We start from the raw sequence: 22,687 nt of genomic DNA, 5'->3' as shown, positions 1-22,687 counted from the left end.
CCTCGTTATTCCGGCCGGCTGATCATGCCGAACAATGCGGGGGCCCCGCGACTGGCCGCCTGCGGCCGCTGACTGCGGGACAACCGCAGGTGGACGCGAAGCAGATCGGCTGCAACCTCATACTGCCGGCTTTCCAATTGGTCGAGTATGGTCAGGTGCTCGCGCAGCGATTGTTTCAGCCGGAAGACGTTGACGCCGGCATAAGTCCCCGGCAGCCGGCGCAGCCTGAGGTGATCGGACAGCGCGTCGGTGACGAACCGATTGGCGGCGCCGTCGGCGATCATGCCGTGAAAATCGATGTCCAGCCGCTGGAACTCTCTGATATCGAACGCGGCGTCGGGCAGCGCCAGCAGCGTTTCCATGCCCTGGCGCAAGGCTGCCGCGCGGGTCCCGTCCAGCCGAAAGCCAGACGCCAGAATGGCGGCGGGTTCCAGCATCAGGCGGAACTCGTAGCTTTCCCCTTGTGCCTCCGGATCGTCAGGCGCTCGCCTGAACAGCCAGGACTGTCCCGGTGCTCGGTCCAGAAGATTTTCGTCTGTCAGTTTCTTTAGCGCTTTTAGTACCGTCTTCCGCTCGGCATCATACCGCCGCATCAGCGCGCCGATGGTCACCGTCTGATCCAGTCGGCGCGCCGACCGGTCGCGCAGGATCATCTCCGCGAGTTCGTCTTCTTCGGCGCTCGGCAGGTCGGCGGCAGCGGTCGCCTGGTTGGTGAGGTCGACGGCCAGCCGATAGCCGGATTCAGCTTCCCAGCGCACCACGCCTTTTTCGGTGAGCAGGCGCAACGCGGCCCGCACCGGGGTCCGCGAGACGTTGCAGAGAGAAGCGATCTGCTGTTCCGGGAGATGAGCGCCGGCCTCGAAGCCGCGTTGCCGGGCCACATCGAGAATGCGCTGAGCGAGATCGAGATGGTTGGTACGTGGTCGTCTGGCAACGGCTTGCATGGCGATTCTCGTGAACGGGCTTGACCGCTGCGGTTTGACCGATCGCCCTTGTAGACACAATCGGCGATTTCGCAGCGATCTGGCAAATTATGGATTGACGTACTTTTTTATGCAATAGTACTGTAACATCAATCGGCAACAAAAAGACCGGGGAACAGGATCGAAGCGGCGGCATGATCGCAAGCGCTGGTCCGACGATTTGAATTCGACGATCAACCAGAATGGGAGTCTGTCATGACCGCTACCACCCTGCGGCACCGTTCGTTAAAAACATCCTCGATCGCGCTTGGCCTCGCCATGGCGCTGTCGGCGCCGGCGGCCGCCGCCGACCTCGTCATTTCCAACTGGGACGGCTACATGGCGCCGGATGCCATGGCCGCCTTCAAAGCAGCGACTGGCGTTTCCGGTGAGGTTGTCGTTCACGCAACCAATGAGGAGATCATGGGCAAGCTCGTCGCTTCGGGCGGCAAGGGCTATGACGTGGTCTTCGTCTCCTCGCCCTTCGCCGAAGTGCTGAACAAGCTCGGCCTGATCGAAACGATCGACCACGCCAAGGTCCCCAACCTCGCCAATCTCTATCCCGAGGCGGCGAAGCTGCCGCACGACGTCGGCAACAATTTTTCCGTGCCTTACACCTGGGGCACTACCGGCCTCTGCTACCGCTCGGATCTGGTCAAGACTGAGCCGGCCAGCTGGAACGATCTTCTCGCCCCGTCCGATGCGCTCAAGGGCAAGACCACCATGCTGGCAACTGACCGCTGGCTGCTTGCCGCCGGCCAGCTCGCCAAGGGCTATTCGGTCAACGAGACCGATCCCGCCAAGCTCGCCGAGGTCAAGGACCTGCTGATCTCGGCCAAGAAGACTTTGCTCGCCTATGACGACACCACTTTCTATTCGAAGCTGGTCTCGGGCGAGGCGCTGATGGTGCAGGCATGGGATGGCTGGTGTAATTACGGCATAGCCGAAAATCCGCAGATTAAATACACCATACCCAAGGAAGGCTCGGACCTGTGGGTCGATACGATGGTGGTGATGAAGGCATCGGCCAACAAGGACGCCGCCTTCCAGTTCATCAACTTCATGCTGGACGCCAAGAACCACGCCTGGGCGGCCCAGAACATCGACTACAAGGTGCCGAACAAGCCGGCTATGGAAAGCCTGCCGGCCGATTTCCTCGCCAAATTCCCCAATATGGCCATGCCGGTGGCCGAACTGGTCAAATTCGAGCAGCTGCGCGACGTCGGCGATGCCCAGCGCGACTATTCGAAGATCGTCAGCGAGATCAAGGCCGCGCAATAGTTTCGGGATCTGGAATCAGGCTTGCGTTCCTTCACGCCCCCCTCTGGCCTGCCGGCCATCTCCCCCTCAAGGGGGGAGATCGGCTGGATTGCGGCCTGTCGCCAATCTCCGGCGCAGCACCCCCTCATCCGGCCGCGGAGCCTGTCCTCGGGCTTGCCGGAGGCAAGACCCGTGGGCGGCCACCTTCTCCCCGCTGGCGAGAAGAGGCAGGCGCCAGCGCCGACGACCTCCTCTCCCCTCCGGGAGAGGTCGGATTGCCCCGAATGGCCCTTCGCAATTCGGTTGGCAATCCGGGTGACGGGGCGCCTGTCCAAACACAAATTCGATGCCTTTGAGATGGCCGGCAGGCCAGAGGGGGGTACTCCTCAATGAGATCTTTCGTCCCCTCTCGCTCCTCTTTGCTGATGGCGCCGGCGCTGGCCTGGCTCACCGCCTTGATGGTGGTGCCATGCGCGTTGGTGCTGGCGCTCGCCTTCTTCCGGCGCGGCATCTATGGTGGCATCGAATACACCTTCACGCTGGAGAATTTCGGGCTGGTCTTCGACCCGCTCTATGCCGGCATCTTCCTCAATTCGGCGCGCATCGCCGGCACGGCAACCCTGATCGCCGTGGTGATCGGCTATGCCGCCGCCTATGCGATCGCTGCGGCACCGCGCCGGCTGCAGCCGGTATTCCTGTTCTTCGCCGTATTGCCGTTCTGGTCCAACTACCTGATCCGCACCTATGCCTGGATCGTGCTGCTCAACCGTGAAGGCCTGATCACCCAACTCTTGCGCTGGTTCGGCTACACCGGCGAGCCGCCGTCGATGCTTTACACCGAAGGCGCCGTCATCGCCGGGCTGGTCTACAATTATCTGCCCTTCGTCATCCTGGCCTGCTACGCGCCGCTGTCGCGACTCAATCCGGAGCTCGCCGAGGCATCGCGCGATCTTGGCGCTTCGGCCATGACCACATTTCGCCGGGTCATCCTGCCGCTGACGGTGCCGGGTATCGCCGCCGGGGCGGTCTTCGTCTTCGTGCTGTCTATCGGCAATTTCGTAACGCCCGCACTGCTCGGCGGCGGCCGTTTCCAGATGATCGGCAATCTCGTCTACGACCAGTTCCTGACCGCCAATGACTGGCCGTTCGGCGCAGCACTGGCGATGGCGCTGATCGCCATCATGCTGCTGGTGCTGACGGCGCAGGCCCTGGCCGCAGATCGCGCCGCGGGCCGTATCGCCGAAGCGAAAGGAGCAGCCGATGGCTGAGCGCTCCCTCCTTTCCTTCTCCCCGTTCACGGGGAGAAGGTGCCCCGAAGGGGCGGATGAGGGGCGGCGCAAACGCCGGCAATGTTGGGCGTTGCCCCTCATCTGCCTGCCGGCATCTTCTCCCCGTAAACGGGGAGAAGGACGCTGGCCGCTCGCTCACCGTTATACCTTCAAGCGGCGGCCATCATGACCCAGTCGTTTGCCCGCATCTTCGGCCTGCGAACGATTCTCATCCTCGTCTTCGCCTTCCTCTACATTCCGATCGCCGTGCTGGTGGCGCTGTCCTTCAATCAAGGCGGGCTGCCGACCGTCTGGTCGGGCTTTTCGCTGAAATGGTATGCCTCGCTTGCCGGAAACGCCGCGATCCTTTCCGCCGCCCTCAACACGCTGATCGTGGCGCTGGTCTCGACCGCCATCGCCACGCTGTTCGGCACTCTGCTGGCGATCGGCGTCGAAATACGCCGGCAATATGGGAGCGGCCTCGAGGCGCTGATCTTTGCGCCGATGATCATTCCCGACATCGTGCTGGCGATCGCGCTGCTCAGTTTCTTCTCTTTGCTCGATTTCACCCTGGGCCTGCACACCATCATCCTCGCCCATGTCGTCTTCAACCTCGCCTTCGTCTGTTCGGTGGTGCGCGCGCGGCTGAAGAGCTTCGACTGGTCGATCGTCGAGGCCTCCGCCGATCTCGGCGCTTCCGCAATCACCACCTTCAGGCGGGTGACATTGCCGGTCATCCTGCCTGCGGTCGTCGCTGGCGCACTGCTCGCCTTCACCCTTTCGGTCGACGAATTCATCATCGCCTTCTTTACGTCAGGCGCCGGCCGCGCCTCGACCACGCTGCCGATGCAGATCTATTCGATGATCCGCTTCGGCATCACTCCGGAGATCAACGCATTGGCGACCATCGTCATGGCGGTCTCGATCACAGCGCTGACCCTGTCGCAGCGGCTCAACCGTGGGGTGATCGGCCAATGAGCGCACCCCGCACGCTGTTGGCGATCGACAAAGTGTCGAAGAATTTCGGTCGGGTGACCGCCGTCGACGGCATTTCGCTCGATATCCGTGAGAATGAGTTCTTCGCTTTGCTCGGACCTTCGGGCTGCGGCAAGACCACGCTGCTGCGCATTCTGGCCGGTTTCGAGACGCCCGATAACGGGCGCATCCTGCTCGACGGCCGCGACATCGCCCGGACGCCGCCCAACAAGCGGCCGGTCAATCTGATGTTCCAGTCCTATGCGCTATTTCCGCATATGAGCGTCAGGGCCAATGTCTCCTACGGCCTTGAAATGGAACGCTTGCCGGCAAAGGAAATCCGCTCGCGCGTCGACGCCATCCTGGCGACGACCGAGCTCGTTCCCTTCGCCGACCGCAAGCCGGAGCAATTGTCGGGCGGGCAGAAGCAGCGCGTCGCGCTTGCCCGGGCGCTCGTCAAGCGACCGCGGCTGCTTCTGCTCGACGAGCCTCTCGGTGCGCTCGACAAGAAATTGCGCGGCGCCATGCAGCTCGAATTGAAGCGCCTGCAGCACGAGGTCGGCATCACCTTCGTCATCGTCACCCATGACCAGGAGGAATCGCTGGTCATGGCCGACCGCATGGCGGTGCTCAGGGACGGCAAGCTGTTGCAATGCGACACCCCGCACGCGGTATACGAGTATCCGGCGGACCGTTTCGTCGCCGACTTCATCGGCGTCATGAATTTCGTGTCCGGCCGCGCCACCGCCGACGGCGTGCTGGCGGCCAATGGTGCGCGGATATCAGGCAAACTTCCCGCAACACTTTCGCCCGGTGCTGCGGCGGTCGCTTCGGTGCGGCCCGAACGCATCCGGCTGTTCCCGTCGGCAGAAACGGCCAACCGTGTTGCTGGCACCGTCGAAGCGCTGGCCTATCAGGGGCTCGACCTGCAGCTGCATGTCCGCACCGCTCTGTCGCCAAAGCCGTTCCTGGTGCGCGTCACCGCCGATGCCGCCGACCGCCGCCCGGTCTCGTCAGGCGATGCGGTCGAGCTCGGCTGGGACACCGCCGACGTCAGAATTTTCGCAGATTGATTGAAGGAGAAGCTTTCATGGCGCAGAAGACGATCGCGTTTTTTCCGGAAGCGGCCTATGGCCCGGCGCTCAATTCCGTCGGTATCGCCCAGGCGGTCGAGGCGCACGGCCACAGAGCGGTGTTCCTGTCGGATCCCGGCTTTATCGACGTCTACAAGGGCTACGGCTTCGAAGCCCATCCGGTGAACCTGTCCGAGCCGATGCCGCCGGAACAGATGGCCAAGTTCTGGGAAGACTTCATCAACGGCCATATCCCGAATTTCCGCAAATCGCCCTACGACCAGGTCGACAATTACGTGAAGGATTGCTGGACGGCGATCGTCGACAGCGCCAAATGGGCTGAGAAGGACCTGCCCGGTGTGCTTGCGACGATCAAGCCCGATGTCATCTGCGTCGACAACGTCATCCTGTTCCCGGCGATCAAGCAGTATGGCAAGCCATGGGTGCGCGTCATCTCCTGCTCGGAAAACGAGATCGAGGACGAGGATATCCCGCCGCATCTGTCCGGCTGCGGCGAGAACGACCACGCCTGTCATGAGCGCTACCGCAACCATTTCAACGCCGTCATCAAGCCGATCCATGACGACTTCAATGCATTCTTGAAAGCGAACAACGAAGCGCCTTATCCGATCGGCCAGTTCTTCGAGGCCTCGCCCTACCTCAATTTGCTGCTCTATCCCGAGGCGGCAAAGTTCAAGCGCCGCCGTCCGCTCGACCCGGCAAAGTTCCAGTATCTGGAAGGCTGCGTGCGGCAGGAGAAGCCCTACACCGTGCCGACCTTCGCGAAAAACAATGACGGGCCGCTGCTCTATGTTTCCTTCGGCAGTCTTGGCGCCGGCGATGTCGACCTGCTGAAGCGCATCATCGCGACGCTGGGCAAGACGCGCTACCGGGCGCTGGTCAATGTCGGCGGCTACAAGGACCAGTACGCGCAGGTGCCCGAAAACGTCATCGTCGAGAGCTGGTTCCCGCAACCTTCGGTCATCCCGCAGGTCGATGCGGTGATCCATCACGGCGGCAACAACTCGTTCACCGAGTGCCTCTATTTCGGCAAGCCGGCGATCATCATGCCCTATGTCTGGGACGGCCACGACAACGCGACACGGGTCGAGGAGACCGGCCACGGCTTCGGCATGCCGCGCTACGACTGGACCGACGCCGAGCTGATCGCGAAAATTGAATCTTGCCTGACCGACCCGGCAATCAAGGCCAAGCTGGCGAAGACATCGGCGCAGATGCAGGCGCAGAACGGCCCGGAGAAGGCTGTCGGTCTGCTGGAAACGTTGCTGTGAGCGGGCTGATGGGTATGGCGTTCCTTCGCGCCCCCCTCTGTCCTGCCGGACATCTCCCCCACTTGGAGGGAGATTGGCCGTCATCACTGTTTTCGTTTATCGCCAACATCGCAAAGGGGGCGTTTTCGGCGAAGCTGCCGATCTCCCCCCAAGTGGGGGAGATGTCCGGCAGGACAGAGGGGGGCGCCGTAGAGCGCGGACACGTCAAGCACAAGCATGGCGGAGAACCCACATAACCTCCTCCGCGCCACATCTCCACCAAGCCTCGACCCGCACCGACCTCGTCGACTGGGGCGCACAGCCGGATGCGCTGGAAGGCGCTTCGCACTCCACCGGCAGGCTCGTCCACAAGGGGCCGAACAACCAGCCCGAATCCGGCATCTGGGTCTGCACGCCCGGCCGCTGGCGGCTGGCGATCCCGCGCGACGAATTGTGCCATTTCGTTGCTGGCCGCGCGACCTACCGATCGGACGACGGCGAGGTGATAGACGTCTCCGCCGCCACGGTGGTCATGTTCCCGGCCGGCTGGGCGGGCGAATGCACCGTCCACGAGACCATCCGCAACATTTACATGCTGGCCTGAAGCCAGCCACTGGAGCTTCACGACATGCCGACACCGATCATGAAATCGCCGCTCGCCATCACCGATCTCGTCGACTGGGGCGTCATCCCCACCATGATCGAGGGGGAATCCCGCACCTCGGGCAAGCTGCTGCACAAGGGTCCGGAGGGCCGCTCCGAATGCGGGCTGTGGGTCTGCACCCCGGGCAAATGGCACTGCCACGTCACCCGCGACGAGTTCTGCCATTTTCTCGAGGGCCACTGCACTTATGTCCACGAATCCGGCGAGGCGATCGACATCGAACCGGACACCGCAGCGTTCTTTCCGCAGGACTGGAAGGGCGTCTGCACCGTCCACGAAACCATCAAGAAGGTCTACATGATCCGCTGAGCTTTCTCGATAATTCTACCCCTGCCGGACACCTGACGCGGTTTTCTCCGCTTCCGATGCTCACGGACTGCAACGTCCGCTCCGCTTCGGTTCTCGAAAACAACATCATCTGTCTCGGCAGGGCGAATTCTCAAAAAGGCTCTGCACACACGAGAGGACAGAATGGACTTTTCACCTGACCGGCCGACCTTCTTCGTCAATTCGGACTATCGGCCGATGACCGGTGCGGCAAAGCCGGTGATCGATCCGGCGACGCTGGAAACCGTCGGCGCGATTACCGCAGCCAGCGATGGCGAGGTCGACGCCGTGCTGACCGCGGCGACCAAGGCGCAGGCGGCGTGGAAAAAACTCGACGCCAAGAGCCGTGCCAGGCATCTGCACGCAGTCGCCAACGCCATCGAGGCGGCCGACTTCACGCGCTGCGCCGAGCTGATGGTGCGCGAGATGGGCAAGCCCTATCCGGAAGCGATCGGCGAGATCGCCAACTGCGCGCCGATCTTCCGCTACTACGCCGAAATCGCGCGTGACGACGCCGGCAAGATTGCCGGCACCACGCAGGCCGGTTCGTTTCAATATGCGCGCTACGAGCCTTACGGCACGTCCGTGCACATCATGCCCTACAATTTCCCGATCCTGTTGATGTGCTGGACCGTTGCCGCCTCGCTTGCCGCCGGCAATGCCTGCGTCATCAAGCCGGCCGAAGCGACGACATTGTCGACGCTGGAGTACATGACGGTGTTCCGCTCCCTGCCGGAGGGCCTGGTTTCCTGCTTGCCCGGCGGGGCGGCCACCGCGCAGGCTTTGATCGCTTCCGATCGCACCCATGCCGTCGCCTTCACCGGCTCGGTCGCCGCCGGCAAGGCTGTAGCCGTCGCTTGCGCCGAACGCATGAAGCCTTGCGTTATCGAGGCCGGCGGCAGCGATCCGCTGATCATCAGCCAACGCGCCCCGCTCGAGGTGGCGGCAGCCGGCAGCGTCACCGCCGCGTTCCATCTCACCGGCCAGGTCTGCACCTCGGCCGAACGCTTTTTCGTCGTCGATGCCGTTCACGACCGTTTTGTCGAGCTGTTTGCGCAGAAGACACGGGCGCTGCGCATCGGCAACGGGCTGGACAAGACCGAGATCGGGCCGCTGGTCAGCGAGGCGGCGCGGGCAAAAGTCATGCGGCTGGTCGATGATGCGATCCGCAGCGGCGCCAAGGCCGTCACCGGCGGGCGCATTCCACCGGCGCACAATGTCGGCTGGTTCTACGAGCCGACGATCCTGACCGGCGTCACCCCTGACATGGCGATCGTGCGCGAAGAATGTTTCGGTCCGGTCGCCGCGATCTGCCGGGTCAAGGATTTCGACGAGGCGATAGAGCTTGCCAATGACAGCCCGTTCGGGCTCGGCGCCTCCGTCTTCACCACCGATCTCGCCGAGGCGCATGAGGCAGCGGAGCGGCTCGAGGCCGGCATGGTCTGGGTCAACAACCCGCTGATCGACAATGACGCACTGCCGTTCGGCGGCTGGAAGGCGTCGGGCCTCGGCCGCGAGCTCGGCCGCCAGGGGCTCGATGCCTTCCGCCGCTCGAAGATGGTCATCATCGACCACAAGCCAGCGATCCAGGACTGGTGGTATCCCTATCCCGACAGCTGGTTCCGCGAAGCCGGCGGCCGCAAGCACGTATGAGATATGAACGGCTGCGTCAGCCGATGCTCTCGCCGCCGTCGATCACCAGCGCTTGGCCGGTCATGAAGGACGAGCGATCGGAGACGAGGAACAGGATCGCCTCGGCTATTTCTTCCGCGCTGGCCCAGCGCTGCATGGGAATCTTGGTGCGAACGTAGCGTTCGATCGCGTCCCGCCCGCCCATCTGGGCGATGAACGGCTCGTTGAAGGGCGTGTCGACCCAGCCCGGGCAGAGCGCGTTGACGCGGACATTGTGCTTGGCATAGTCGAGCGACATCTGCCGGGTCATCGCCACCACGGCATGTTTTGAGGTTGCGTAGGCGATCATCTCGCGGTCGTAGAACACACCCGAATTCGAGGCGGTGTTCAAGATGACACCGCCGCCCTGTTCGATCATCGATGGCATGACGAGCCTGGCCGCGAGGAACTGCGCCCGTACGTTGATCCGCCAGGAGGCATCCATCCCGTCGATGCCGACTTCGGTCAGCGTGCCGCCGACCTGGACCCCGGCATGGTTGTGCAGGATATCGATCCGGCCATGTTTGCCCAGTGTGTCGGCAATGAGTTGCTCGACCGCCGCGTCCTGACCAACATCGGTCGCGACCGCTTCGGCCCGGCCGCCGGCTGCTCGGATGCCGGAAGCCGTGGCTTCGCCCGCAGGCTGATCCCTGTCGGCGACCACAACCACCGCGCCTTCCCTGGCCATGACCATGGCACCGGCGCGCCCGATGCCCGAGCCGGCGCCCGTCACCACGGCAATGCGATCTTTCAGAATCATGATGCGACTTTCAGTTTGATGGATTGCGTCGGCGCAATTGCCATTGGGCAAGCACCACAAGCAGAACGGAGGCGACGAGGACGATCGTCGCGATGGCGTTGATTTCCGGCGTGACCCCGCGCCGGATCGAGGCAAAGACATAGATCGGCAACGTCGTCTGTGCGCCGGCGACGAAGAAGGCGACGATGAAATCGTCGAAGGAGAAGGTGAAGGCGAGCAGGAAGCCGGCGATCACCGCCGGCATGATCTGCGGCAACACGATGCTGCGGAAGGTCGTCAGCGGGGTGGCGTAAAGATCACTCGAGGCCTCGACCAGATTGCGGTCGAGGCTGCCGAGGCGTGTGCCGACGATCATCGCCACCAGCGCCATCGAAAACAGGCCGTGCGCGGCGATGATCGAGCCGTACCCGAGCGCCAGGCGTGGCGGCTGGTCGTTCGGCCACAGCGACGCGAGAAACGGATTGACGACCCCAAATAGCTGGACGAGCGCGACCAGCGTCGAGATGCCGATGACGACACCCGGGACGACGATCGCAGCACCCAAAAGCGCATCGAATACGGCCCGCGTCCGCGCGCCGACACGCGCCAGGCCAAGCGCCGCCGCCGTGCCGCACAGCGCCGCGAGCAAGGCGCTGGTGGTGGCGATGAACAGGCTGTTCTTCAGCGCTTCGACCAGGAACGGGTTCGACAGCGCCTTGCCGTACCACTGCACCGAGAAGCCGGTGAATTCGCTGGCGTGGCGACCGGCATTGAAGGAGAACAGCACCACAAGCGCGATCGGCAGGTACAGGAAGGCAAAGACCGCAACGACGAAGGCGCGCATCAGATCAGGTCCACCCGGCGCGCGCCGGAAAGCCGGGTCGAAATGCGGTTGGCGACAATCAGCACCACCACCGAGACCAGAACCAGCGTGATCGCGATTGCCGATCCGAACGGCCAGTTGCGTGATTGCAGGAACAGATCGACCAGCGCGTTGCCGATGAAGAACACCTTGCCGCCGCCGAGCAGTGTCGGGATCAGATATTCGCCGAGCAGTAGGATCATCACCAGTGAGAAGCCGGTCATCACACCCGGCAGCGACAGCCGCAGCGTCACGCCAAGGAATGTCGAGATCGGCGTTGCGCCGAGATCGGCGGAGGCTTCCAGCAGTCGGCGATCGAGCCGCTCGAGGCTGACATAGATCGGCAGGATCATCAGCGGCAGATAGCCATAGACGATGCCGAGCAGGACCGCGCCCGGCGTGTTGATCAGCCGCACATCTTCGAACCCGACATAGGTCAGCAACGCCGGGATGCCGCGCCCACCCAGAACGTACATCCAGGCGTAGGTACGCATCAGCAGGCTAGTCCAGAACGGGATGACGACGAGCGCAAGCAGGATCAACCGCCACCGCTCCGGCGCGCGCAAAGCGAGGTAATAGGCGACCGGATAGGCGACGAAAAGACAGGCCAATGCGCCCGCCGGCGCCAACACCATCGTGTTCCAGAAGGCGGTCGCCCGCGCCGGAAGATTGGCATATTGCGCCAAGGTGAAAGCGGCCTGATAGCCGCCTTCCGGCGCCCGCTCGCCGACGCTGAAGACAGCGATTGCGACGAACGGCAAGACCAGAAACACCACCAGCCACGCCGCTGCTGGACCGAGCAACAGCGCAGTCAGGAGATTGTGACGAAGGACATTGCTGCGCATTGAAACCCGCCCGGGTGCCGGCGGACATCTGCCCGCCGGGTGAGTTGCCTGCATCGGACCTATGGCCCGCCCGGTTCAAGCCGACTTGAAGCGTGCCATCAGTTCGGCCCGGCCCGGATCGGTCAGCGTCGCAGCCGCACCGAATTCCAGCGGCTTCAGCAGATCGGCCGCCGGGTAGAGGATCGGATTGTCCAGCACTTCCTTGGGCAGCAGCGCATTGACCCGCGCATCGGTGGAGGGCGCACCGTTGGCCAGATGCTCCTTGACCGCGACTTTCGGGTCCATCAGATAGTTGAGAAGGGCATAGCCGGCGGGCTTGTTGGGCGCATCCTTCGGAATGGCGTAGAAGTCGGTCCAGATCTCGCCGCCCTCCTTGCCAAGCACATAGGCGATCTCGGGAATGTCGCGGTGAAGCTGAGCCCCGTCATTGGTCCAGCACATCGTCATCCAGGCGTCGCCGGCACGCATCGACGGCTGATAGTCGCTGGAGACCGCAAACAGATGCGGCTTGACCTTCAGCAGCAATTCCTCCGCCTTGGCGAGCTCGTCCTGCTTCAGCGAGTTGAACGAGAAGCCGAAATATTTCAGCGCATTGCCGATCGTAGTGAGCTGGTAGTCGTGAACCATGGTCCGGCCGTCGCCCTCCGACATGGCCGTGTCCCAGAATTCCTTCCAGCTCGTCATCGGCTTGGTGAGCTTCTTGGTATTGACGGCAAATCCGGTGGTGCCCCAATTCTTCGGCACCGCGTAGGTTACGCCGTCGATCGTGCCTTCCGAGGTGAAGCGCAGGTCCTGTTGCGAGCCGTCGAAATTGGCAAGCTTGGCCATGTCGAGCGCTTCGATGATGTCGAGCTTCTTGTAGGTGGAGATGGTGTAGTTCGTCGGAACGAAGAGGCTCCAGCCCGAGGCGCCAGCCTGCAGCTTGGCCAGCATCTCCTCGTTTGACCCGAACACATTGACCTCGACGGCGACGCCCGTCTCGGCCTTGAAATTCTCGAATGTTGCCGGGTCGTGATAATTGGGCCAGGTGGCGATCGACATGCGGTCGCCAAGACCCTCCTGGGCGAAGGCCGGCGACGGCATGATGCCTAGCTCGCGGGCCATCACCGCCGTTGCGATGCCAAGACCGGTGAGGCCGAGAAACTCGCGGCGGCCGATGGAACCGCGCTTGAGGCGCATCAATTGATCGACGAATTTTTCGGGGCTTATCGGCAGTCCGTCACGATATGATTTCGACATGTCTGTTTTCCCTCTGGTTGGTCCCGTTGTTCTTGGGTTCCGGAAACGCGAGCGGCGTTCCGGCTGTAAAGCCGATGGCGACGGGTTCACCCGGCTTGAAGAGATTTCCACTGCCGATCAGGTGATCGGCCTTGGCGAGCAGCGTTCCGATACCCCCAACCTCGATCGCGTATTCCGCGGTCGAGCCCAGAAAGATCCGGTTGCGGACAATGCCGTTGAGCCGGCCGCTTCCCGGCGCGCCGAGGCTTAAAGATTCAGGACGCAGGCTGACCGAAACGGCTTCGTCCTGCCGCAGCGAAGTCCGCTTGCGCGCGGCAATGACGGTACCGTCGGCGAGCGCCACCTCGACGAGGTTGCCCGAATGCCCGGCGACCTTGCCGCTCAACAGGTTGGTCTTGCCGACGAAGTCGGCGACGAACAGGTCGGCGGGCTCGTCATAGATCTCGTTCGGCTGTCCGAGCTGGACGATGCGCCCGCCATTCATGACGCAGACGAAATCGCTCATCGACAGGGCTTCTTCCTGGTCGTGCGTAACAAGGACGAAGGTGATGCCGATCTCGCGCTGCAGGTTCTGCAATTCTATCTGCATGTCTGTGCGCAGCTTCTTGTCGAGCGCCGCCAGGGGCTCGTCGAGCAGCAGCACCGCCGGCTTGTTGACCAGCGCGCGCGCCAGGGCGACACGCTGCTGCTGGCCGCCGGAAAGCTCGTGGATCTTGCGGCGGCCGTAGCCGGCAAGCCGCACCATGGCGAGCGCCTCGCCTGCTCTCAGGCTGATCTCCCGCGACGCCAGCCGCGGCCGCGCCTGGCGCAGCCCGTAGGCGATGTTGTCCTCGACATCCAGATGCGGAAACAGCGCATATTGCTGGAACACCATGTTGACCGGCCGCCGATAGGGCGGCGTGCCGGCCATATCGCGGCCGCGGATGAAGACTGCGCCTTCGCTCGGCTGTTCGAAGCCCCCGATCATGCGCAGGCAGGTTGTCTTGCCGCAGCCGGACGGCCCGAGCAAGGCGACAAAGGCAGACGGCGGGATGGCAAGATCGATGCCGCTGACCGCGGTCACGCTGCCGTAGCGTTTGGTGACCCCGCGAAACTCGATATCGGGTACTGCGGTCAAAGCTGCGGCTCCAGCAACAAGACAATCTCGAAACGCTATCAGAGCCAATGCCGGCTAGTATATACCTCGCGGGTGGTATATTTGGTCTATTTTATCGTTTAAAGGGGTATGGATTGAGCGTATCGCGCAACGACGAATACAACCAGCTCGCTACGCTCATCGCTGCGACACGGGAGACGAGCGGCGAGCTTTTCGGCAAGGCGATGGTCGCCTGGCTCCGGCAGCATGTCAGCTTCGATCACTGTGTGATCTTCGGCTATCGCGGCGCGTCGCGCCCGCCGCTGCTGTTCGAGACGTTCTCCCCAACCGAAAGCCACGTCTTCGTCGCGCTCTATCAGGAAGGGCCTTATCTGCTCGACCCGTTCCACCACGCGGCGGTCGAGCGCAAGGAAGGTTTTTGGCGCATGCGCGAACTGGCGCCGGATCGCTTCTATGCCAGCGAATATTACCGCTCCTACTATAGCCAGACCAAGCTGGCCGAGGAGGTCGGTTTCTTCGTGCCGCTGTCGGGAAAGGACGCGCTGGTGGTCTCGCTGATGCGACTGCACGCTTCGGGACCCTTCGGAACCGCCGATACCAGGCTACTGCGCGACATGGCGCCGGCGGTGATCAGCTTCGTCAGGCTGCGCTGGCCTGGTCTTCCGGCCGACAAACCGGCAGAGACGAAGCATGACGAGGCGATGGCTACAGTCAACGAATTCGAACGTGCTCATATCTGGAAGAGCCTTTCGCTCACGCCGCGCGAAAAGCATGTTGTCGATCTGGTGCTTCAGGGGCATTCCACGGAATCGATAGCCAGGGCGATGCGCATCGTACCGGGAACCGTAAAGGTTCATCGCCGCAACATCTATCGCAAGCTCAAGATCAAGTCGCAGGCGGGTCTCTTCGCGCGTTTCGTCGAGATCATGGACGCTCGGATTCGGTAATCCACGATTTCGAAAATGGCCTCGCTCAGGCAATTTAGCTGACAACGCCTTCCCAGGAGCCGGATGCTGCCATTTGCCGGAGCAGGGGCGCCGGCTTGAAAACATCCTTGCCGGTCCGTTTGTGCCAGCAGCGCGTTGAGCGGCGGGTTGTCGATGTTCACGACCGCGACGTCGGCCATCCCTGGTAACGCTGACGAAATTGCTACACGCAATTCTCTCGCAATGATATCGGCCGAACGATTTACAGGGCCGATGCCGGATGGGAACCGGATGTTTTCGCGGAAGACCTCGCCGCCGCAGCGATCGTCATCCTGGGCGGAGCAAGGAGCGAAGCGACGCGGCGCAGACCCGAGGATGACGATCAGCGCAGCGCCTTCTGGCCGCCGGCAGCGGTGATGACGCCGACGATGATCAGTCCGGTCAGCAGCAGCCGGACGCCGGCGCTGACGCCGAACGTGTTGAGCATGGTCAAGAGCAGCACCAGGAACAGCGCCGCGCCCCAGACGCCCGGCACATTGGCCTTGCCGCCGGCCACCGACGTGCCGCCGATGACGACCACGGCGATAGAGGCCAGTAGGTACTCATTGCCGATATCGACATTGGCGCCGCGGAAATAGCCGGCGAGCAGCGCCCCGTCGAGGCCGCCGAGCGCGCCCGACAGCGTGTAGGTGAGGAAGCGGATGCGGCTGACATTGACGCCGGCAAGCCACGCGGCGCGAATGTTCTGGCCGATCGCCAGCACCGAACGGCCATAGATCATGCGCTGCAGCGCGATCGCAGCGCCGATAGTGAACAGCACGGTGAGGATCGCCAGCACCGGAACGCCAAGAATCTGCCAGTTGGTGAAATTGGCAAAGCCCGGAGGCGGCTTGATCTGCAAACCGCGGCCATAGCTGATGTCGATCGACTGGATGATGAAGCTCGCCGACAGCGTGGCGATGATCGGCGGAATGCGCAGCGCCCAGATCAAGAGATAGTTGGCGGCGCCGATCGCCATGCCGCAGGCCAGCGCCGCCAGCAGCCCGACGGCGATCATCTGGTCATTGCCGTCCATCACCTTCATGGCGACGGCACTGGCGAGGCCGATATTGGCGGGCAGCGACAGGTCGACATTGCCCGGCCCGAGCGTGATGACGAACATCTGGCCGACACCGACGATGACGGTAAAGACGGCAAGCGAAAGTGCCGCCGTGATCATGCCGCCGCCGCCATATCCGCCGGTGAAGGTGATCGTCGCCAGCCAAACCAGCAGCGCGCCGATGAAGGACCAGATCCAGGGTTTGGCGAGCAGCAACCGCAACGAGGCCATCGCTCACCTCTCCCTGCGGCTGATCAGTACCCGGGCCGCCAGCACGATGATGAGGATGGCGCCATTGGCGGCCACCTGCCAATCGGGCGGAATGTGCATGAAGGTCAGCAGCGGCGAGGCGGCGAGCGCCAGCGTCAGCGCGCCGATCACCGCGCCGATTGGCGATACCCGGCCGCCGACAAATTCGCCGCCGCCGAGGATGACGCCGGCTATCGAAAGCAGCGTATAGCCGTTGCCGATATTGGCATCAGCCGAGGTGGTGATGCCGATCAGGGCCATGCCGGACAAAACGCCGAACAGGCCGGTCAATGCGAACAGCACGATCTTGGTCTTGAGCAACGACCAGCCGGCGCGGCTGAGAGCCGCGGCATTGCCGCCGGAGCCGCGCAGGATCACGCCGTAGGAGGTGCGCATCAGCCCGAAATGGACGATCGCGGCGATCAGCAGCGCCGCTATGATCGGAAAGGGAATGAAAGGCGGCTTGAAGGCCATGAGCGACAGCAGCCAGTCCGGCGCCTTGCCGCCGGGCTTCGGCAGGATGAGGATGGCCAGACCCTGCCAGACAAAACTCATGCCGAGCGTCACGACGATTGAAGGCAGATTGCGCAGATGGATCAGCGCGCCGAGCAGCGCATAGACGCCGATCGACCCGAGCAGGATCAAGACGCCGACCAGCGGCGCGTCCTTCAGCCACGTCGCCGTGACGCAGCCGACGAAACCGACGAAAGTGCCGATCGACAGGTCCAGCTCGTTGCCGGCGATGACGAACATCTGCGCGATCGTCGCCAAGGCGATCGGGATCGCCAGGTTTAGCATCAGGCTGAAGCCGAAATAGCTGATGGCGCGCGGATTGAGCCAGGCGATCGCCAGCAGTACCAGCACTAGCGACAATGCCGGCAGCAGGCCGCGCAACAGGCGCGCCCGCGCCAGCCTGCCGCGCTCGGAGAAACTTTTGATGCCGGTCTCGACGGGTGCTGCCGTCATCTCAGGCCGCATCGCCGAACGAGGACTGGATGATCTTTTCCTCCGTCAGCTCGTCGCGACCAAGGTTGGCGACGATCCGGCCGTTCTTGAAGACATAGACTTGGTGGCAATTGTCGAGCTCTTCGGTTTCCGTGGTGTACCAGAGGAAGGTACGGCCGCGGCCAGCCTCTTCGCGCACAAGGTCGTATACCTCGAGCTTGGTGCCGATATCGACGCCGCGCATCGGGTCGTCCATCAGCACGATCTTCGCGTCGGAGCCGAGCGCCCGGGCAAACAAGGCCTTCTGCTGGTTGCCGCCGGACAGCGAATAGATGTTGTTGTTCATGTCGGGCGTGCGGATGCCGATCTTTTTTTGCCAAAAAGTTGCGAGCTCGGCTTCGCGCTGCGGCGAGATCAGCAGGCCGTTGCGCAATCGCGCCAGCGAACGGATGCCGATATTTTGCGCAATCGACCATTGCGGAAAGATCCCGTCAGACTGGCGGTCGCCGGCCACCAGCGCCACCGGCGCGGTGACCTCGAAGCCGGTTTTGGCGCGGGCAGCGGCGGCGAAGATCGCGAGCAGCAGGTCGGTCTGTCCATGGCCGGCAAGCCCGGCAAGGCCGATGATCTCGCCTGCATGCGCCACAAGTTCGTTGCCGTCCTCTTGCCGCGCCGGCCGGGCCCGGACCCGTAACGGACCGGTCTCCGGCTTTTGGGTCGCGATTTCGGCCGCGATCTTCTCACGCGCTTCCGCTCCCCCCATGGTCGTCACCAGCCTGTCGCGGTCGAAAGCCTTCGCCGCGTCTGACGCAACGACCTTGCCGTCGCGCATCACCACGATGCGGTCGGCATTTCCGAGCACCTCGGCCAGAACATGCGAGATCAGGATACAGCTCTTGCCCCCGGCGACAAAGCGCCTGACGAAGGCCAGCAACTGGCCGGCCGTATGCGCGTCGAGCGAGGATGTCGGCTCGTCGAGGATGACCAGTTCGAGCGGATCCTGCGTCACCGTGAAGGCACGCGCCACCTCGACCATCTGCCGCCTGCCAATGGAAAGGTCGCTGGCGATATCGGAGGCGGAGATGCTGTGGCCCGGGAATATCTCGTCGAGCTTGGCGGCAATAAGATCGGCCGCCTTGCGCCGCCAGCCAAAACCGCGCAGCGCCGGGTGGTTGATACGCGTGTTCTCGGCAACGCTGAGGTTCGGGCACAGCGAGAGTTCCTGGAATACGCAACGAATGCCGAGCTGTTGCGCGCGAGGCACCGAATAATTGTCCTCGATGGCGCCACGCACCGCGATCCGACCGCTGTCGGGCAGGAGCGTGCCCGCCACCATATGCATGAGCGTCGACTTGCCCGCGCCATTGTGGCCGACGAGGCCGACGCATTCGCCGGCACCAACGTGGAAGTCGACGCCGGCGAGCGCCCTGACGGCGCCGAAACGTTTTTCGGTGCCGTCCAGTCTGATGATGTCGATATTGGCGGCGCCGAAATGTTTTTCGGCGCCGTCCAGCCTGACGATGTCTGCGTTACCCCTAGGCATCCCTAGCGATATCCAGTTGGCGATGCAGTTGGCAACGTGCCACGCTCACTTGATGTTGGCTTTGATCGCCGCGATGGCGTCTTCCTGCGTGTATTCGTGGCTGGCGACACCACCCTTGGGGATTTTCGGCAGCGCAGCCTCGAAATCGTCCTGGGTGAAGGCGAGGTAGGGCACCAAGAGATCATGCGGGACGTCAGTGCGGCCGTCGAGCACCTGCTGCGCCACCCAGAAGGCCAGCGACGATACGCCCGGCGCGATGGACGCCGACCAGGTCTGGTAGCCGTCCTTGTCCTTCTGTTCCTTCCACCATTGCAGCTCGTCCTGACGGTTGCCCATGATGATGGTCGGACGCGGCTTGCCGGCTGCGGCGAAGGCTTGCGCCGCGCCATAGCCGTCGCCGCCCTGATCGACGACGCCGACGATTTCCGGCAGCGATGGCAGGATCGTCGCGACCGCCTTCTGTGCTGTGGTCTGATCCCAGTCGCCGGTTACCGAACCGACGATCTTGAACTCGGGATGAGCGGCGACGCCCTCCAGAATTCCGGCATGGATGGCGTCATCGATCGAGGTGCCGGCAAGGCCGCGGATTTCCAGCAGATTGCCGCCCTTAGGCTGGAATTTGGCCATCTGCTCGAGTTCCTGCCTGCCCATGTCCTTGAAGTCGACGACCACGCGGTAGGCGCAGGGCTCGGTGACGATGCCGTCGAAGGAGACGACGACGATGCCGGCGTCGCAGGCCTGCTTGATGGCGCCGTTGAGTGCGTCCGGCGAGGCGGCGTTGATGACGATCGCATCATAGCCTTGCAGGATCAGGTTCTGGACCTGGGCTGCCTGGGTCGGCACTTCCTTGTCGGCCGTCGTGAAGATGTCCGCGGCTGCGACCACCCCGTCGGCGACCGCCTTCTTGGTGACGATGGCATAGCTGTCGAGCATCGCCTGTCGCCACGAATTGCCGGCATAATTGTTGGAAAAGGCGATCTTCTTGTCGCTGGTGTCGGCAAGCGCGGCGCCTGACGCAAGCATCGCCGCCAGGGCACTCAAGACGAGTATCTTCTTCATGTGTTATCCTCCCATGGATTGCTGGTAGTTGTTGGCTGCTGGTGGCTGTTATGACGACCCTCGTTTCAATATTGTCAGACAAATTTAGATGGGCGCACTTGTCAACAGCGATCGGTAGCGGTTTGACGATCAACTTGCGGTGCCATGATTGAAAAGGGTTCGGCTCCTGGTTTAGGGGTGGGGCAGGGAGACCGAAATCGAGATGGCAGCGACGCCGACTGATGCGCTGGGTGCACCCGGAATTCCGGCGCGCTGGACGTCAAGCGCCAAGAGCGGCGTCGGAACTGCGCTTTCGCCGGCCTGCCCTATCTGGTTTACGATCAGCCACGGCATCCTCAACGAAGTCTATTATCCCAGCCTCGACAGCGCCTGCACGCGAGACACGGGGCTGGTCGTCACCGGCCCCGGCGGCTATTTCTCGGAAGAGAAGCGCGATGCCGTGCACAGCGTTGAGCCGTTCGAGGATGGGATGCCCGTTTACAGGCTGGTCAACACCGCCGCCGATGGTACCTACCGGATCGAAAAGCGCATCGTTACGGACCCGGAACGCCCCGTTTTGCTGCAGGAAATCAGCTTCGCGCTGTCGGATGGCGCGGTTGCCAACCACCGCGTCTACGCACTGCTGGCGCCGCATCTGGTCAACGCCGGCATGGCCAACACGGCCTGGGTCGGCGACTACGAGGGAAAGCCTGTCCTGTTTGCATCGGGACGTGGCGTCTGCCTGGCGCTGGCCTCTTCGCTGCCCTGGGGAGCATGTTCGGCCGGCTACGTCGGCGTTTCCGACGGCTGGCAGCAACTCCGTCGTGACGGCCGGCTCGACCCGGCCTGCCGCAGGGCCGAAGACGGCAATGTCGCGTTGACCGGGGAGATCGGTTTTTCGGCTGCGAACCTGAAGGCCCTGCTGGCGCTGGGTTTCGGAATGACGCCACAAGAGGCGGCGGAAAATGCCTCGGCCAGCCTGAAGCGGGGTTTTGAGCCCGCGGCCAAATCCTATGTCGAGAAATGGCGGGATTGGCAGGCAGGGTTGCTGCCGCTGGACCGGCACGCCGCGTCCGGAGTTAATACCTATCGTGTCAGCACGGCGGTTCTGGCGACGCACCGATCATCCGCCGGAGCGGCCGTCGCCAGCCTGTCGATCCCATGGGGCTTCAGCAAGGGCGACGACGATCTTGGCGGCTATCACCTGGTCTGGCCGCGCGACCTGATCGAAACCGCGGGCGGCTTCCTGGCCGCCGGCGATCCGGCGCAAGCGCTTGATATCCTCGCCTATCTCCGCTCCATTCAGCAGCCGGACGGTCATTGGCCACAGAACGCCTGGCTCGACGGGTCTGCCTATTGGGCCGGCATCCAGATGGACGAATGCGCCTTTCCGCTGCTGCTCGCCGACGCGCTGCGCCGGGCTGGGCACCTGCCGCACGCCAAGCTGCTCGCCCTCATGCCGATGATCGAGCGCGCCGCTTCCTATGTCGTGCGCAACGGTCCCGTCACCGGCGAAGACCGCTGGGAAGAGGATGCCGGCTACAGCCCATTCACGCTTGCCGTCGAGATCGCCGCCCTGCTTGCCGCGGCGGACATGTTCGACGTTTGCGGCAAGGGAGAGCCGGCAAATTATCTGCGTGAAACCGCCGATGTCTGGAACGACCAGATCGAGCGCTGGACCTATGTCACCGGCACTCCACTCTGCGAGGAGGTCCGCGTCGAAGGCTGTTACGTCCGCATCGCGCCGCCCGACACCGCCGGTGCGGCGTCGCCGAAGGACGGCTATGTGCCGATCAAGAACCGGCCGCCAGGCGACACCGACCGGCCGGCCGAGGCGATCGTCAGCCCGGATGCGTTGGCGCTCGTCCGCTTCGGCCTCAGGGCCGCCGACGATCCGCGCATCGTCGACACGGTCAAGGTCATCGACGCGCGGCTGCGCTGCGACCTGCCGCAGGGGCCTGTCTGGTATCGCTATACCGGCGACGGCTATGGCGAGCACGCCGACGGCGCGCCCTTCGATGGAACCGGCCCGGGCCGGCCCTGGCCGCTGCTGGTCGGCGAGCGCGCCCACTACGAACTGGCGGCTGGGCGCAAGGACAAAGCGGCGAGCCTACTCGAGACGTTCGAAGCCTCAGCCGGGCCTGGCGGCCTGCTGCCCGAGCAGGTCTGGGATGGTCCCGACATGCCGGAACGCGAACTGCGGCACGGTGGACCGACGGGCAGCGCCATGCCGCTGGTCTGGGCGCATTCGGAGCATATCAAGCTGCTGCGTTCGCTCAGCGACGGCGCGGTCTTCGACATGCCGCCGCAAGGCGTGAAGCGCTACATCGAGGACAGGACCGTGGCGCCGCGCCGGACATGGCGCTTCAACCACAAGCTCCGCACCATGCCCGCTGGCAAGATGCTGCGCCTCGAGCTGCTGGCCCGGGCGGTGGTGCATTGGAGCAGCGACGGTTGGGCAACCGTCCATGATGCCGAGACGACCGAGAATGCCTTCGGCATCCATCTCACGGACCTGCCCGTTGCCGATATTCCACCGGGCAATACGATCGTCTTTACTTTTTTCTGGCCCGATGCCGGCTGTTGGGAGAAGGTCGACTTTTCCATCGGTATCGACAAGATGGATAACCAATAG

The 22,687-nt window shown here is 63.4% G+C and carries 20 protein-coding genes; 10 read left to right on the top strand and 10 right to left on the bottom strand.

Annotation, left to right across the window (positions count from 1 at the left end):
• Nucleotides 1–5 precede the first annotated feature (5 nt).
• Nucleotides 6–944 carry a GntR family transcriptional regulator gene (locus tag AC0L14_RS18065; protein ID WP_473750248.1) on the bottom strand — a complete coding sequence of 313 codons (939 nt, stop codon included), beginning with the start codon at nt 942–944 and terminating at the stop codon, nt 6–8.
• Between the two features lie 234 nt (nt 945–1,178).
• On the opposite strand from AC0L14_RS18065, the gene AC0L14_RS18060 reads away from it, so the two are divergent.
• The 8 genes from AC0L14_RS18060 (at nt 1,179) to AC0L14_RS18025 (ending at nt 9,453) form a co-directional block, all read left to right on the top strand.
• Nucleotides 1,179–2,243 (top strand): polyamine ABC transporter substrate-binding protein, encoded by a 1,065-nt coding sequence (locus tag AC0L14_RS18060; protein WP_473750247.1) that lies wholly within the window; start codon nt 1,179–1,181, stop codon nt 2,241–2,243.
• Nucleotides 2,244–2,647: 404 nt separating this feature from the next.
• Nucleotides 2,648–3,490, top strand: a complete 843-nt coding sequence (locus AC0L14_RS18055; protein WP_473750311.1) for an ABC transporter permease — start codon at nt 2,648–2,650, stop codon at nt 3,488–3,490.
• Between the two features lie 186 nt (nt 3,491–3,676).
• Nucleotides 3,677–4,468, top strand: a complete 792-nt coding sequence (locus AC0L14_RS18050) for an ABC transporter permease (protein WP_473750246.1) — start codon at nt 3,677–3,679, stop codon at nt 4,466–4,468.
• Nucleotides 4,465–5,538 carry an ABC transporter ATP-binding protein gene (locus tag AC0L14_RS18045; protein ID WP_473750245.1) on the top strand — a complete coding sequence of 358 codons (1,074 nt, stop codon included), beginning with the start codon at nt 4,465–4,467 and terminating at the stop codon, nt 5,536–5,538. The genes AC0L14_RS18050 and AC0L14_RS18045 overlap by 4 nt, the downstream gene beginning before the upstream one ends.
• 17 nt (nt 5,539–5,555) lie before the next feature.
• Nucleotides 5,556–6,830, top strand: coding sequence for a glycosyltransferase (locus AC0L14_RS18040; RefSeq protein WP_473750244.1), 1,275 nt, complete (start codon nt 5,556–5,558; stop codon nt 6,828–6,830).
• Between the two features lie 73 nt (nt 6,831–6,903).
• Nucleotides 6,904–7,413 carry a cupin domain-containing protein gene (locus AC0L14_RS18035; protein WP_473750243.1) on the top strand — a complete coding sequence of 170 codons (510 nt, stop codon included), beginning with the start codon at nt 6,904–6,906 and terminating at the stop codon, nt 7,411–7,413.
• Nucleotides 7,414–7,437: 24 nt separating this feature from the next.
• Complete coding sequence (locus AC0L14_RS18030; RefSeq protein WP_473750242.1) at nt 7,438–7,782, top strand: cupin domain-containing protein; 345 nt, start codon at nt 7,438–7,440, stop codon at nt 7,780–7,782.
• Between the two features lie 162 nt (nt 7,783–7,944).
• Nucleotides 7,945–9,453, top strand: a complete 1,509-nt coding sequence (locus tag AC0L14_RS18025; protein WP_473750241.1) for an aldehyde dehydrogenase family protein — start codon at nt 7,945–7,947, stop codon at nt 9,451–9,453.
• Between the two features lie 16 nt (nt 9,454–9,469).
• On the opposite strand, the gene AC0L14_RS18020 is transcribed toward AC0L14_RS18025, so the two are convergent.
• From AC0L14_RS18020 to AC0L14_RS18000, 5 genes are all read right to left on the bottom strand, one after another.
• Entirely contained in the window at nt 9,470–10,231 is a 762-nt protein-coding gene (locus AC0L14_RS18020) for an SDR family NAD(P)-dependent oxidoreductase (protein ID WP_473485885.1), read from the bottom strand.
• Between the two features lie 10 nt (nt 10,232–10,241).
• Nucleotides 10,242–11,054 carry an ABC transporter permease gene (locus AC0L14_RS18015; protein WP_473485886.1) on the bottom strand — a complete coding sequence of 271 codons (813 nt, stop codon included), beginning with the start codon at nt 11,052–11,054 and terminating at the stop codon, nt 10,242–10,244.
• A complete protein-coding gene (locus AC0L14_RS18010; RefSeq protein WP_473750240.1) occupies nt 11,054–11,917 on the bottom strand; it encodes an ABC transporter permease in 864 nt (287 codons plus the stop codon). Before AC0L14_RS18010 ends, AC0L14_RS18015 begins: the two co-directional genes overlap by 1 nt.
• A 75-nt stretch (nt 11,918–11,992) precedes the next feature.
• Nucleotides 11,993–13,156: an ABC transporter substrate-binding protein gene (locus AC0L14_RS18005; protein ID WP_473525823.1), complete on the bottom strand. Its 1,164-nt coding sequence runs from the start codon at nt 13,154–13,156 to the stop codon at nt 11,993–11,995.
• Entirely contained in the window at nt 13,137–14,273 is a 1,137-nt protein-coding gene (locus tag AC0L14_RS18000; RefSeq protein ID WP_473525824.1) for an ABC transporter ATP-binding protein, read from the bottom strand. The genes AC0L14_RS18005 and AC0L14_RS18000 overlap by 20 nt, the downstream gene beginning before the upstream one ends.
• A 113-nt stretch (nt 14,274–14,386) precedes the next feature.
• On the opposite strand from AC0L14_RS18000, the gene AC0L14_RS17995 reads away from it, so the two are divergent.
• Nucleotides 14,387–15,199: a helix-turn-helix domain-containing protein gene (locus AC0L14_RS17995; protein WP_473525825.1), complete on the top strand. Its 813-nt coding sequence runs from the start codon at nt 14,387–14,389 to the stop codon at nt 15,197–15,199.
• Between the two features lie 361 nt (nt 15,200–15,560).
• Here the strand turns inward: AC0L14_RS17995 and AC0L14_RS17990 are convergent, their stop codons facing one another.
• Genes AC0L14_RS17990 through AC0L14_RS17975 form a run of 4 tightly spaced genes read right to left on the bottom strand, consistent with a single transcriptional unit; the run spans nt 15,561 to nt 20,073 of the window.
• Nucleotides 15,561–16,508, bottom strand: a complete 948-nt coding sequence (locus AC0L14_RS17990; RefSeq protein ID WP_473525826.1) for an ABC transporter permease — start codon at nt 16,506–16,508, stop codon at nt 15,561–15,563.
• A gap of 3 nt (nt 16,509–16,511) precedes the next feature.
• Nucleotides 16,512–17,492 (bottom strand): ABC transporter permease, encoded by a 981-nt coding sequence (locus tag AC0L14_RS17985; RefSeq protein ID WP_473525827.1) that lies wholly within the window; start codon nt 17,490–17,492, stop codon nt 16,512–16,514.
• A gap of 1 nt (nt 17,493) precedes the next feature.
• Nucleotides 17,494–19,014 (bottom strand): ATP-binding cassette domain-containing protein, encoded by a 1,521-nt coding sequence (locus AC0L14_RS17980; protein ID WP_473525828.1) that lies wholly within the window; start codon nt 19,012–19,014, stop codon nt 17,494–17,496.
• A gap of 45 nt (nt 19,015–19,059) precedes the next feature.
• Nucleotides 19,060–20,073 (bottom strand): substrate-binding domain-containing protein, encoded by a 1,014-nt coding sequence (locus tag AC0L14_RS17975; RefSeq protein WP_473750239.1) that lies wholly within the window; start codon nt 20,071–20,073, stop codon nt 19,060–19,062.
• A gap of 202 nt (nt 20,074–20,275) precedes the next feature.
• Between AC0L14_RS17975 and AC0L14_RS17970 the strand changes: the two genes are divergently transcribed.
• Complete coding sequence (locus AC0L14_RS17970) at nt 20,276–22,687, top strand: glucan 1,4-alpha-glucosidase (RefSeq protein ID WP_473750238.1); 2,412 nt, start codon at nt 20,276–20,278, stop codon at nt 22,685–22,687.

Source organism: Mesorhizobium sp. WSM4841 (assembly GCF_055811515.1).
The sequence above is the reverse complement of the archived record's forward strand: the minus strand, read 5'-3'. Positions and strand labels throughout refer to the sequence as shown.